The 13,365-nt window shown below is 63.1% G+C and carries 13 protein-coding genes; 11 read left to right on the forward strand and 2 right to left on the reverse strand.

Going from position 1 to position 13,365, the window contains the following annotated elements:
• Entirely contained in the window at window positions 1–546 is a 546-nt protein-coding gene (locus H6851_18800) for a RidA family protein (protein ID MCB9945658.1), read from the reverse strand.
• Window positions 547–742: 196 nt separating this feature from the next.
• On the opposite strand from H6851_18800, the gene H6851_18805 reads away from it, so the two are divergent.
• Window positions 743–1,762, forward strand: a complete 1,020-nt coding sequence (locus H6851_18805; protein ID MCB9945659.1) for an agmatine deiminase family protein — start codon at window positions 743–745, stop codon at window positions 1,760–1,762.
• A 21-nt stretch (window positions 1,763–1,783) separates the two neighbouring features.
• Here the strand turns inward: H6851_18805 and H6851_18810 are convergent, their stop codons facing one another.
• The gene (locus H6851_18810) at window positions 1,784–2,674 is read right to left on the reverse strand and encodes a LysR family transcriptional regulator (GenBank protein ID MCB9945660.1); all 891 of its coding nucleotides are present in this window, start codon (window positions 2,672–2,674) and stop codon (window positions 1,784–1,786) included.
• A gap of 213 nt (window positions 2,675–2,887) precedes the next feature.
• Between H6851_18810 and H6851_18815 the strand changes: the two genes are divergently transcribed.
• The 10 genes from H6851_18815 (at window position 2,888) to pyrC (ending at window position 13,361) form a co-directional block, all read left to right on the forward strand.
• Window positions 2,888–5,092: a xanthine dehydrogenase family protein gene (locus H6851_18815; protein MCB9945661.1), complete on the forward strand. Its 2,205-nt coding sequence runs from the start codon at window positions 2,888–2,890 to the stop codon at window positions 5,090–5,092.
• On the forward strand, window positions 5,089–6,045 hold the full coding sequence (locus tag H6851_18820; protein ID MCB9945662.1) for a dihydrodipicolinate synthase family protein: 957 nt from the start codon (window positions 5,089–5,091) through the stop codon (window positions 6,043–6,045). The genes H6851_18815 and H6851_18820 overlap by 4 nt, the downstream gene beginning before the upstream one ends.
• A 24-nt stretch (window positions 6,046–6,069) precedes the next feature.
• Window positions 6,070–6,612 (forward strand): 3-hydroxyanthranilate 3,4-dioxygenase, encoded by a 543-nt coding sequence (locus H6851_18825; protein ID MCB9945663.1) that lies wholly within the window; start codon window positions 6,070–6,072, stop codon window positions 6,610–6,612.
• A gap of 106 nt (window positions 6,613–6,718) precedes the next feature.
• Complete coding sequence (locus H6851_18830) at window positions 6,719–7,885, forward strand: ABC transporter substrate-binding protein (protein MCB9945664.1); 1,167 nt, start codon at window positions 6,719–6,721, stop codon at window positions 7,883–7,885.
• A gap of 67 nt (window positions 7,886–7,952) precedes the next feature.
• Window positions 7,953–8,867 carry a branched-chain amino acid ABC transporter permease gene (locus H6851_18835; GenBank protein ID MCB9945665.1) on the forward strand — a complete coding sequence of 305 codons (915 nt, stop codon included), beginning with the start codon at window positions 7,953–7,955 and terminating at the stop codon, window positions 8,865–8,867.
• Window positions 8,864–9,844, forward strand: coding sequence for a branched-chain amino acid ABC transporter permease (locus H6851_18840; protein MCB9945666.1), 981 nt, complete (start codon window positions 8,864–8,866; stop codon window positions 9,842–9,844). Before H6851_18835 ends, H6851_18840 begins: the two co-directional genes overlap by 4 nt.
• The gene (locus tag H6851_18845) at window positions 9,841–10,596 is read left to right on the forward strand and encodes an ABC transporter ATP-binding protein (protein ID MCB9945667.1); all 756 of its coding nucleotides are present in this window, start codon (window positions 9,841–9,843) and stop codon (window positions 10,594–10,596) included. The genes H6851_18840 and H6851_18845 overlap by 4 nt, the downstream gene beginning before the upstream one ends.
• On the forward strand, window positions 10,590–11,291 hold the full coding sequence (locus H6851_18850; protein ID MCB9945668.1) for an ABC transporter ATP-binding protein: 702 nt from the start codon (window positions 10,590–10,592) through the stop codon (window positions 11,289–11,291). The genes H6851_18845 and H6851_18850 overlap by 7 nt, the downstream gene beginning before the upstream one ends.
• Window positions 11,278–12,195, forward strand: coding sequence for an alpha/beta hydrolase (locus H6851_18855; protein ID MCB9945669.1), 918 nt, complete (start codon window positions 11,278–11,280; stop codon window positions 12,193–12,195). The genes H6851_18850 and H6851_18855 overlap by 14 nt, the downstream gene beginning before the upstream one ends.
• Window positions 12,196–12,308: 113 nt before the next feature.
• The gene (gene pyrC, locus H6851_18860) at window positions 12,309–13,361 is read left to right on the forward strand and encodes a dihydroorotase (GenBank protein MCB9945670.1); all 1,053 of its coding nucleotides are present in this window, start codon (window positions 12,309–12,311) and stop codon (window positions 13,359–13,361) included.
• The last annotated feature ends 4 nt before the right edge of the window (window positions 13,362–13,365 follow it).

Genomic DNA, 13,365 nt, shown 5'->3' on the forward strand with positions numbered 1-13,365 from the left:
TCAGAGATCGACCTCGAAGGTCGCGTCGATTTCCACGGCCGCGTTCATCGGCAGGGAGGCGACGCCCACCGCAAATCGTGCATGCCGCCCGTTTTCACCCAGGGCCAGCACCATGAGGTCGGATGCGCCATTGACCACCTTGGGATGATCGTGGAAACCGCTGGTCGATGCCACGAATCCGCCGAGTTTGAGGCATTGCCGGACCCGGCCGAGATCGCCATCGAGCGCTGCCTGCAACTGAGCAAGGATGTTCAGGGCACAGGCCCTTGCCGCCGCCTGTCCCTCTTCGAGGCTGACGCCATCACCGAGCCGGCCCGTATGCAGGAGCTTGCCATCCTGGAGCGGCAGCTGTCCCGAAATGTAGACGGTCCCGCCGGCACGGGTCCATGGAACGTAATTGCCGGCTGCCGCCGCCGCCGGCGGCAGACTCAATCCCGCCTTGCGCAGACGTGCTACGATATCGTGGGTCACGGGCAGATCCTCCTTGGCCTTGCATTGCAAGACCAAGTCATAGCGGGCCGCAGGATCGAGGTGAACCCGTCGCATGTCCTGTATGCAGGCCCTGCCACTCCGCATATCGGCCCCGTGCTCGCTTCTTTGTTGTGTGTCGGACAAAAATCGCGCAACCTATGCGAGCTGGGGAACAGCCGTACGTCCCACCGGCGCTGCTCAACCGCCGGCCCTGCTCTGTTCATGACCAACCAGCGGCTATTCGACGCCTGCAATCGCACGAGAGTCCCGAATGACCAGTCATCGATACCGTATGCCCGCCGAATGGGAACCGCACAGCCGCTGCTGGATGGCCTGGCCGTGCCGGGAAAGTCTGTGGGGAGACGGACTGGACGATGCCCGGCGGGCCTATGCGGAGGTCGCAACGACCATTGCCGCCTTCGAGCCGGTCACCATGATCACACGACCCGATCTCACTGCCAATGCCTCTCTGGCACTGGGCAAGGGAGTACGCATACTGCCGCTCGATCATGACGACAGCTGGACACGCGATACCTGCCCGACCTTCGTCCATGATACGCAGACCGGTGTCGTGGCCGGCGTCGACTGGCGATTCAACGGCTGGGGCAATGTGTACGAACAGATCACCAACGACAAGGCCATGGCGGGTCGCATCACCGGCCATCTGGGAATGGAGAGGATTGCCTCGTCGCTGACCACCGAAGGCGGCGCGATCCACTGCGATGGCGAGGGCACGGCCCTGCTGTGCACAGGCTCGGTGCTCGATCCCAACCGCAATCCGCAATGGACGCGCGACCGGGTGGAAGCCGAGCTTGCCCGCACATTGGGTATCGACAGGACCATCTGGCTGGAACACGGACTGACCGACGACGAGACGGCGGGCCACGTCGATAATATCGCCTGCTTTGCCGCTCCGGGCAAGGTCATCACGCTGGACCCCGGAACCGCGGGAAATGCCGATCGGCCCGGACTCGAAGCCAACCTGCGGGCGCTGGCCGACAGCATCGATGCGGCGGGCCGCAACATCGAGGTCATCACCTTGCCCGTTCCGACGGCACGCAAGCGTTCCAACGGCGCCAAGCTGACCCGCAGCTATATCAATTTCTACATTGCCAACGGTGCCATCGTCATGCCGGCCTTCGACGACTATGCCGACAGCACTGCCCGCAAGCGGCTGCAATCGTGTTTCCCCGAACATGAAATCATCCAGATAGAAGCCGACTGCATCCTTGAGGGCGGCGGCGGGATCCACTGCATCACCCAGCAACAACCCTCGCCTGTCGAAGGATGACGGTCGACCACTGTATGCAGGTCAGTCCCTGGCAAGCTGGACCAGCAGTTCGACAACGGCGGAAGCGGCCGGGGCCAGGCTGCGGTCGTCCGGGTGGATGATGCTCACCTCGCGTTGCATGGGCGGGTCGACAAGCGGACGGGCCGTGATATCGGATAATGACGTGCCGTCCGTGGCATGCGCCGGAAGTACGGCCACTCCCTGGCCGGCCGCAACGAGCGCCAGCGCGGTGTGGATCTGGCGGACGGTGATGTGGGGACGGAAGGCAACGCCGGCGCGCTCGAAGCCGACTTCGGTCAGCAGCCGCAGGCTGCTTTCACGGGAAAGGGAAATGACCGGGTGGTCTCCCAGCATCGACCAGGGAACCTCCCGAAGGCTGGAAAGGGAACACCCGGCTATCATCACCGCCATCAAGCGGTCGCGAAAAAGCGGAAGCTGTCTCAGGCCATCGAGATCCGTATTGAACGTACCGACCCCGATATCCGCTGCACCAATGCGGACCTTCTCGACAATGAGATCGGTGGTGACATCGTCGAGGTTCAGGGCGAGCCCCGGGTGGATCTCCGCAGCCCGCGCCATGAGCCGCGGCATCAAGGTCGCAGCCAGCAACGGCGGCGCCGCAATGGTCACGCTGCCGCGCCGCAGGCGGGCAAGATCGCGCATCCTGTCCATGGCCCCTTCGACAAGCGTCAATGCCTGGCGGGTCGATTGAGCGAAATCACGGCCGGCTGCAGTGAGTTCGACCCGCCTCGTCGTGCGATCGAACAGCCTTACGCCCAGTTCCCCTTCAAGATCGCGCACGCTTTGCGACAGGGCGGGCTGGCTGGTCGCCAGCGCTGCGGCCGCTTTGGAAAAGTGCCCGAGGTCGGCAACTGTGACAAAGGCCAGAAGCTGCCGCAACGTGATGCGCATGGTTATTCATCCATTTTTCCTATAAATTGATATAAACAATCCTACTTGTCTTATAAACGAAAATCCGGCCTGCTGAAACCATCGACACGAGGGGGCAATCCACTTCGAGGCCGGCCGGTCCGGGCTCGGCTCCCGGCACCGGATCGAGGGAGACCAGCACTGCACGGTACGATCGATCGTCATCGCGAACGGGTCCTGTATACAGGGCGGTCAATGCGTCGCCGGGAGGATGAGCGCCTGCTCCGGGGTCGGGGACAGTTCGTCAACGATTGCGGACATGGCGGCGACCTGGTTGCGGAGTTCGTGCGCAGCCCGGTCGCGTGCGGACACATTACCTCGCTCGGTCTCGATGAAGCTCGCAGAGCCCCTGGCGTGGTTGCCGTTTACGACGCCGGAGCCCTGGCATTCATCGGCCCGTCATCCGTCAACCCCTTGCTCGACGGGCTTGAGGCACTTCCCATGAACGGTCTCGCCCGGGAACGCGTTGACGCGGTGGGACAACCCGTTGCCGTCGTCGTTGCCCGCGATCGCGGCATGGCACGCGATGCGGCGGAAATGGTCGTGGTCGAGACGGATGGTGCCGGCGCTGCGGGAACGAGACGCCTCGCCGGCGACTGGCGCGGCGGCTCGCGCAGGGATGAGACCGTCGCCGCCCTCTTCGCAAGGGCCGCCCATGTCGTCGAGGTTGCAATCGATCATGCGAGAGTGGCCCCCTGCCCCATGGAACCGCGCTCGGCACGGGCGGCATTCGACGGCCGGACGCTATCGGTCTGGCTGTCGACGCAAACCCCCTTTCGCTGTCGTGATGACCTCGCGCGGATGCTCGACCTCGAACGCAACGACGTGCGGGTCATCCCTGTCGACGTCGGCGGTGCCTTCGGCGGCAAGGCCTCGATCATGCCCGAAGACGTGGTCGTTGCCGCCTGCGCCCTGAAGCTCGGCACCGCGGTCCACTGGCACGGAAGCCGTGGCGAGGACTTCCAGAGCGCGACACAGGGGCGTGGCGCCTCGATGCGGGCGCGCATGGCCATCGATGACAATGGACACATTCTCGCTCTCGAAGCCGACCTCGACTTCGATCTCGGCCACTGGACTCCCTACTCCGCAGGGGCGGCACCACGCAATGCCGGCCGCATCTTGCCGGGCCCGTACACTGCCGGGCACTACGCCACGCGCCTCCATACCCACAGCAGCGATCGCCCGGCGATGAACATCTACCGGGGCGCGGGCAGACCCGAAGCGGCATTGCTGATGGAACAACTGCTGGAACGCGCGGCACGGGCGACCGGTCTCGATCCCCTCACGATCCGCTTGCGCAACCTCCCGCCCGCGGGCAGCCCGCCGCTCGACCGCGGCAATGGTGTCATCCTCGACCGAGGGGATTACCAGGGTCTGCTGCGCCGGCTGGTGCAGGTGTCCAACCTGGACAGGCTGCATGCAGAGCTGGGCGAACGGCGGGCGGCAGGCGAAATCGTCGGTCTCGGCCTCGCACTCTATGTCGAACCCTGTGGACAGGGCTACGAGACGGCTTCGGTCACCCTGACCGATGACGGGAAGATCCGTGTCGCAACAGGTTCGAGTGCCCAGGGCCAGGGGCGCGAGACAGCCACCGCGCAGATCGCCGCCGACGAACTCGGCATCCCCGCCGAAGCCATCGAAGTCAGCACCGCCCATACGGCCGACCTGGAAGACGGGATCGGTGCACTGGCCAGCCGCAGTACCGCCATAGGCGGCAGTGCCGTCCTGCGGGCTGCCCGGATGTTCAGGGCGACGCTGTTCAATTTCGCAGCGGAAGCGCTCGGCTGCCGGCCCCACGACCTGGAACTCGACGACGACGGCTTCAGCGATAGCCAGCAGTTCATCAGCCTCGCTGAACTGGCCCGTCGACGAAGGGAAAACGACGGAACGCCACTTGTCGTGCAGTTGCGCTTCGAGACCGCCGCGGAAGCGTGGGCGAGCGGAGCCGTACTGGCCGTTGTGGCCATCGATGCGGAGACCGGCCGACCTTTCATCGAACAAATCGTCTGGATCGACGATGCGGGGCGAATCATCAATCCGATGCTGGTCGAAGGCCAGCTGTGGGGAGGGCTGGCGCAGGGGATCGGCGCGACACTGATGGAGGAGATGGTCTATGACGAGCGTGGGCAGCTGCTCAGCGGATCGTTCATGGACTACGCCGTGCCTCGGGCTACCGATATGCCGCGATCCGTCGGAATCGAAGGCCGGCCGGTTCCCTCCTCGGCCAATCCGCTCGGAGTCAAGGGGGTCGGTGAAGCGGGATGCATCGGGGTGCCTGCTGCCCTGCTCAACGCGGTTCACGATGCGCTGGATCTCCATTCGTCGCCGGTCACGGTCAATCTGCCATTGACGCCCGAGAGGATCTGGCGTGCCCTGCGCTCTCAAGGAAGCAACCCATGAATTACAGTCGCAAAGACGCAAAATCCCATGCATTTGCGCAAATGAAAGGAATCTGGGCAGCGGCACTGATGCCCTTCAGGGCCGATGGCGCGATCGACGAGGACGGTTTTCGCCGCAATATCGAGCACTGGATCACGGATCTTGGAATCGATGGCTTCTTCATCGCCGGCAAGCAGGGCGAATTTTTCTCGATGTCGATCGACGAGCGCAAGCGGGCGTTCGACATTGCGGTGGATGCCTGCGCCGGACGGGTCCAGACGATCATGTCCTGCGCGGACCAGAACATGGACACGGTCATCGACCTCGCGCGTCATGCCCAGCATTGCGGCGCCGACTGGATTGTCGTTCACGCCCCGATCCTGCACTTCCAGAAGGCGCAGGACCAGACGCTTGCCGGATATTTCAAGACCATCGCCGACAAGGTCGACATCGGCATGGCCCTGTGGTCGCACCCCGACAGCGGTTACCTGATGAGCCCGGAATTGTGCAACCGGCTGGCGGATATCGAAACGGTCGTGGCCATCAAGTATTCCGTACCCCGCGAGATGTATGCGAGGCTGACCGAACTGGCCGGTGACAGGTTGCTCGTTTCGACGGCATCGGAAGACGAATGGCTCGACAACATCATCGAACTCGGCTGGCAGCTCTACCTGTGCAGCTCACCGCCCTACCTGCTGCAAAGTGCTGTGGACAAGCGGATGCGGCTGTATACGGACTTGGCCCTTGCGGGAAAGCATGACGAGGCCCGCGCCGTTTCGCGCAGCCTCGATCCGGTCCGCGACGCGCTCAAGACCACGCGACCCGCGGAAAAGCCGCACAGCCACCAGAAATACTGGCAGGAACTGCTGGGCCAGTGCGGCGGTCACGTCCGCCGGCCGCTGCTCGAACTGACCGAGGATGAGAAGCGGCTCACACGTGAGGCATTCGAACACAGTGGTCTGAAGACGGTTTGAGAAAATTGCACGGAGAGGAAGATCATGGGCAGGCTTTCGGCTTTCAACTTCCAGAAATGGATCGATGAACACAGGCATCTCCTCAAACCTCCGGTGGGCAACCAGACGGTGTGGAAGGAAAGCGACATGACCATCATGGTGGTCGGTGGTCCGAACAGGCGCACCGACTATCACGACGATCCAGTCGAGGAATTCTTCTACCAGCTCAAGGGCGACATGCTGCTCAAGCTGTATGACGGCAAGGAGTTCTACGACGTGCCCATCCGCGAGGGAGAGGTCTTCCTGCTGCCGCCCCATGTCCGGCATTCGCCACAACGGCCGCAGGAAGGCTCGATCGGTCTCGTCATCGAATCGCCGCGCCCCGAAGGTGCGCTCGATGCCATCGAATGGTACTGCTTCGAGTGCGGGCATCGCGTCCACCGCGCCGAAATCGACCTTGAATCGATCGTCGATGACCTGCCGCCGATCTACGAGGCATTCTACGCCGACCAAAAGGCACGGACCTGTCCGAACTGCACCAGCATCCATCCGGGCAAGGAGCCACCCGAAGGCTGGGTAAAACTCTGAACGGTCCATGCCGGACCTTCCCCGGATACCGGCTACCCCCTTGTAAGAAACGGTAAAACACGGTTCAACAGGCGCGAGCGACAAGCGTGCACAAAGGGAGATCCTCATGAAATTCAGGCATCTGCTGCTTTCAGCCGGCCTGGCTGGCCTCTTGGCCGCTCCGGCATGGGCACAGGATCCGGTCAAGATCGGGATGGTCACCACGCTTTCGGGCAAGGCCGGTTATCTGGGCCAGGATATCCGCGACGGGATCCTCCTTGCCATCCAGATGGAAGGCGGCAAACTCGGCGGCGTGCCCGTCGAACTGCTTGTCGAGGATGATGGGCTGAAACCCGGCAACGGCCGCCAGATTGCCGAAAAATACATGGGTGACGAGGGCATAAGGCTGCTCACCGGCATCGTGTTTTCGAACGTCGCGGGTGCCACGGTCCCCGACATCGTCAACAACGGTGCCATCTACATCAGCCCGAACGCGGCACCCTCCAACCTTGCCGGCGCCGGCTGCAACGAGAACTATTTTGTCGTCTCGTGGCAGAACGATGCCCTGCACGAGGCCGCCGGTGCGGCTGCGACCAAGCTGGGGTTCAAATCCGCCTTTGCACTTGCCCCAAACTATCAGGCCGGCAAGGACGCCATCAACGGGTTCAAGCGGACTTTTGACGGAGAGATCGTCGGCGAGGTGTATACACAACTCGATCAGACCGATTTTGCCGCCGAAATGGCGCAGATCCGCGCCGCGAATCCCGAAGTGGTCTTCCAGTTCGAGCCGGGCGGTCTGGGCATTGCCTTTTTGCGTCAGTATCAGCAGGCGGGCCTGCTCGGGCAGATCCCGATGGTGCTTTCCGAACCGTCGACAGATGCCGTCGTCCTCAACGCCGTCGGCGATGCGGCTGTCGGCATTCATGCCACCGCCCACTGGAACATCGACTTCGACAACGAGGCGAACAAGGAGTTCGTGGCGGCATGGAAGGAGGCCTATGACCGCCCGATCACCTATTACGCCACGCAAGGCTACGACACGGCCCGGCTGATTGCCTCGGCCTTCGCCCAGACCGGCGGGGTCGACGATCTCGATGCGTTGCGCGAAGCCCTGCGCAAGGCCGATTTCCAGTCGGTACGAGGCAAGTTCGAATTCGGCCGCAACCAGCACCCCATACAGGACTGGTATCTCCTTGACATCGTCAAGGGTGAAGATGGCACGATCGAGGCCGTGACCAGGTCGAAGCTGCTGGAAGATTACGGCGACAGCTACGCCGACCAGTGCGAGATGTAATGGACGGGGACGGTCGACCAGCAGCGGGAACGACCACCCGCCTGCCACGGCATGCGGATGGTCGTCGATGATCCTCATCCTCGAACAGGTCCTCAATGGCCTGCAATATGGCGTGATGCTGTTTCTGCTGGCTGCGGGCCTGACGCTCATCTTCGGAATCATGGGCGTGATCAATCTGGCCCATGGTTCGCTCTACATGATCGGGGCCTTCGCCGGCACCTGGGTGGCGACACGGACCGGCCAGTTCTGGCTGGGCCTGCCGGCGGCTCTGGTGGCTGCGGGACTCGTCGGACTTCTCGTCGAAACGCTGGTCATACGCAGGCTCTATGACCGCGATCACCTGGACCAGGTACTCGCAACCTTCGCGCTGATCCTCGTGTTCAATGAGATCATCGTCCTGGTCTTTGGCCGCCAGCCGATCTTCACCCCCTTGCCTGCGCTGTTTTCGGGGTCGGTCGAGCTCCTGCCAGGTTTCTATTATCCGTCCTACAGGCTGCTGATCATCGCTGCCGGACTGCTTGTTGCCACGGGGCTGTGGCTTCTGATCAACCGCACGCGGATCGGGATGCTCGTTCGCGCGGGGTCGACCAATCGCGAGATGGTCCGCGCGCTCGGTGTCGATATCCGCATGCTGTATACTGTTGTCTTCGGACTGGGGGCATTACTGGCAGGGCTTGCCGGCTATATGGCCGGCCCTATTCTTGCCGTACAGGTGGGAATGGGTGAGCAGATCCTGCTTTCCACTTTCGTTGTCGTCGTCATAGGCGGGATAGGCTCCATTCGCGGCGCATTCGTTGCCGGATTGACGCTGGGCGTGTTCGATACCGCCATGCGCGCCTTCCTTCCGGGCATGTTCCGCACCTTCCTCGATCCGGCCTCGGCCGATTCGCTCGGAGCGGGTATCGCTTCGATGGGCATCTACCTGCTGATGGCCATCGTCCTTCTCATCCGGCCCAAGGGCCTGTTTGCCCAGGGGGCATGAAAGACGTGAGCCGCCTCGTTACGGCCCTGTGCATCATCGCCCTGTTCGCTGCCATGCCGACACTGGCGGCCCTCGCGGGACAGTCTTCTCTCGTCACCCTTTCTGCCAGGGTGATGATCTACGCAATGGCCGCAGCCAGCCTCAACTTCATCCTCGGCTATGGCGGCATGATCTCGTTCGGCCATGCCGCCTTCTTCGGTATCGGCACCTACACTGTCGGCATTCTGGCACATCATCTCGCCTCGGGAGAAGCCCTGTTCGGTATCATTCCCGGCAGCGGATCGATGCTCGTGACCCTGCCCTCGGCCATCCTCGTCTCCGGCCTTGCCGCGGCTGCAATCGGTGCACTCTCCCTGCGCACCGGCGGCGTCCAGTTCATCATGATCACGCTGGCATTTGCACAGATGCTGTTCTTCTTCTTCGTCTCGCTCTCGACCTATGGCGGCGAGGACGGCATCATCATCGACCAGACCAACAGCGTGCCCGGCCTCGACATGCGCAAGAAGGCCGTGGCCTATTACTTCATCCTCGGCGTGGCAGTAGTCTACTTCCTGGCGCTGTGGCGGCTGATCCATTCGTCATTCGGCGAGATCATCAGCGGCATTCGCCAGAACGAGCGCCGGATGACCGCCCTGGGTATCGCAACCTATCGCTACAAACTCGCGGCCTTCATCCTCGCCGGCATGGGGGCGGGACTGGCCGGCGCGTTGCTGGCCAATTACCTGCGCTTCGCGAGCCCCGACGCGATGTACTGGACCAAATCCGGCGAACTGATGATCATGGTCATCCTGGGCGGTGTCGGCAGTTTCTTCGGGCCGATCCTTGGCGCGGCTGCATTGCTTGTCCTTGAATACTATCTCGCTTCGTGGACTGAACACTGGTCGTTGCTGCTCGGGATTGTCCTTTTGCTCGTGGTGTTGGGGACACGGGGCGGTCTCTCGGGGCTCATCCTTCGGTTGCGCGGAGAGCGATCGTGACCCTCCTGCTGGAAACCCGGGCTCTGGTGAAGCGCTTTGGCGGTCTGGTGGCCACCGACCATGTCGAACTTGCCATCGAAAAAGGGGAAATCCACGCGTTGATCGGCCCCAACGGTGCGGGAAAATCCACGCTCATCAACCAGCTTTGCGGCGAACTGTTCCCCGACAATGGACAAATCCTGCTCGAAGGCCGCGACATCACCGACCTGCCTGCGGCGGAAAGGGTTCGCAGGGGCCTCGGCCGTACGTTCCAGATCACCTCGCTGCTCGATCAATCGAGCGTACGCGACAATGTCGGCATGGCCGTACAGGCCCGGCTCGGCCACAATGGCCGCATCTGGGATCGTCGAGCGGGGCGCCGGGACCTCTGGCAGGAGACGGACACGCTACTCGCTGAAAGCGGCCTTGCGGAGCGTGCCGGCACCCCTTGCGCCGACCTTTCGCATGGCGAAAAGAAACAGCTCGAACTGCTGATGGCCATGACCGGGCGCCCACGCCTGATGCTCCTCGACGAACCCATGGCGGGACTGGGGCATGCCGAAAGCCGGGAGATGGTCGCCCGGCTGCAGGAACTCCGCCGGTCAGCCACGGTACTGCTGGTCGAGCATGACATGGAAGCGGTCTTCGCTCTCGCCGATCGGATATCGGTGCTCGTCTACGGCCGGATCATCGCCACGGGCACTGTCGACGAAATCCGCAACGATCCGCAGGTGCACGAGGCCTATCTCGGCGGAGAGGACGGGGCATGCTGAAAATCGAGCATCTTCAAGCCGCCTACGGACAGAGCCGGGTGCTGTTCGATGTGTCGCTGGAGATCCGTGAAGGCGAGATCGTCACGCTCATGGGCCGCAACGGCATGGGCAAGACCACGACCGTCCGCTCCGTCATGGGCCTGCTGCGCCCCGGTGACGGCAGCATCACCTTTGACGGCAAGCCGATTGCCGGTCTCGTCCCCGAACGGATTGCCCGTCTCGGCCTGGGTCTTGTTCCCGAAGGAAGACAGGTCTTTCCCACACTCACCGTACGTGAAAATCTCGTTGCCACGGCGGCGAACCGGAGAAACCACCCGCACCCATGGGTGTTGGACCGGGTCTTCGAGCTGTTCCCGCGCATGCGAGAGCGGGCAGGCCAGTCGGCCGGAACACTGTCGGGTGGCGAACAGCAGATGCTGGCGATCGGCCGGGCACTCATGACCAATCCGCGCCTTCTCATCCTGGATGAGGCGACGGAAGGGCTCGCCCCCGTGATCCGTGGCGAGATCTGGCACTGCATCCGCCACCTGAAGGCTGAAGGCCAGTCGATCCTCCTGATCGACAAGAATCTCGCAGTGCTCGAACATCTTGCCGACCGTCACTATATCCTGGAAAAGGGGTACACGGTGTGGAACGGCAGCAGCAACGATCTCCATCAACAGCGCGACAGCGTTCAGGCCCATGTCGGCATATGATCCTCTCCACGGTTTCGATGGCGAACTGAATACAGATCAGCTCGATATCGAATACAATGCCCGGGCCACAGTTTCGCCCGAGCGCTTTGCCACAACCATGCAGGACTATCTCGATGCGACCGCTTCGGCCCGCATCCACTGTCTCGCGCGGGCCGATCTGCCGTATTCAGAAGACAGCGGCGGCCCGAGGCTCGATCTTTACGGCACGAACCCCGGAGAACGGCGCCCCGCCGTCATGTTCATCCACGGTGGCTACTGGCGTGCGCTGACGAAGGAACATTCGGGCTTCATGGCCTCCATGCTCGCAGATCGTGGTATCGCCACCATCGTTCCGGACTATCGCCTCGCTCCCGATGCCTCCCTGGCGGAGATCGTTCACGATGTCCGATCCGCCCTCGCCTTCACCTGGCATCGCGGTGCCGGACTGGGCATCGACCGTGAACGCATCACCCTTTGCGGCAGTTCGGCTGGCGGACACCTTGCGGCAAGTTGCATACAGCCGGGCTGGCAGGTTGCATACGGTCTGCCGGATATCGCCGTTCGCACGGCCCTGCCGGTGAGCGGTCTCTTCCATCTGGGTCCCATCGCCCGTTGCCACCCGCAGGCATGGCTGTCGCTGAGCGGCGAGGACGTGCTCCACCTGAGCCCTCTGCTCAAGCCCCCAGTCCGGCCCGCGGCATCGCATATGCGGATCACCGTCGCGCTGGCTGCCAGCGAGGCCGAGGGCTTCAAACGGCAGTCGATGGCCTATCATGAGGCCCTGCTTGCCGCCGGTGTCAGCTCTTCCCTCCTGGAAATTGCCGGTCGCAACCATTTCGATGTCGTTCTCGATCTTGCCGACCCGCAATCGCAGCTCGCACGGGCCCTTCTCGATCTCGTGACTTCCGGCCACCAGGCGGCCTGACATTCCACCCGTGCACAGTTCTTGGGCCATCCCGTTCGACTGTGCTATCGCACATCGCAAACGGCGCACGACCCACCCGCCGGCCGGCATGTCACGCCTTGAGGGAATCTTGCATGACCATCGACGAACTCGTCATCCGCCGTCCCGACGACATGCACCTGCACCTGCGCGACGGTGACATGATGCGGCTGGTGACCCCGGAGTCGGCGCGTCTTTTCGGCCGGGCCATCATCATGCCCAACCTCGTTCCACCCATCGCTACCGTCGACATGGCCCGGGCCTATCGCGAGCGGATTCTTGCCTCGACGGGCGGCAGCGGGCCGTTCGAGCCCCTCATGACACTCTACCTCACTGAAGACATGTCTCCGCAGGAGATCATTCTCGGCCATGAGAGCGGCCTCATTCGTGCCGTGAAGCTCTACCCCGCCGGCGCTACCACCAATTCGGCCAGCGGGGTACGGGACATCGGCCGGGTGATGGACGTTCTCCAGGCCATGGAATGCTGTGGCATGCCGCTCCTGGTGCATGGCGAGGTCACGGATCCCGACATCGATATCTTCGACCGCGAGAAAGTTTTCATCGACCGCGTCCTCGATCCGCTACGGCGATCGCTGCCCGGCCTGCGCGTGGTCATGGAGCATGTCACCACCCGCGACGGCGTGGATTACGTCCGCAGTGCCGATGATGGGCTGTATGCAACGCTGACCGTCCACCACCTGATCCTCAACCGCAATGCCATGCTGGTCGGTGGCATTCGCCCGCACTTCTACTGCCTGCCGATCCTCAAGCGCGAGGAACACCGCAAGGCCCTGCGCGATGCCGCCACCTCGGGCGACCGCCGCTTCTTCCTCGGCACCGATTCGGCGCCGCACGCCGTCCACACGAAGGAAAATGCCTGCGGTTGCGCCGGCGTCTACACCGCCACCAACGCTCTGGCCCACCTCGCCCATGTTTTCGAGGACGAGCACGCCCTCAGCCGCCTCGAAGCCTTTACCTCACTCAACGGACCCGTCTTCTATGGACTCCAGCCCCACACCGGGCGGATCCGCCTCAACCGCCACCCGAGACCCGTGAACATCCCCGCCGAACTCGGTTCCGGCGATGTCCGGGTCCATGTTTTCGACCCCGGCATGCCTGTATACTGGCACGCCGAACCCCTGGCCTGAGCCT

It is taken from the genome of Geminicoccaceae bacterium, assembly GCA_020638465.1.
Lineage (GTDB): Bacteria > Pseudomonadota > Alphaproteobacteria > Geminicoccales > Geminicoccaceae > JAGREO01.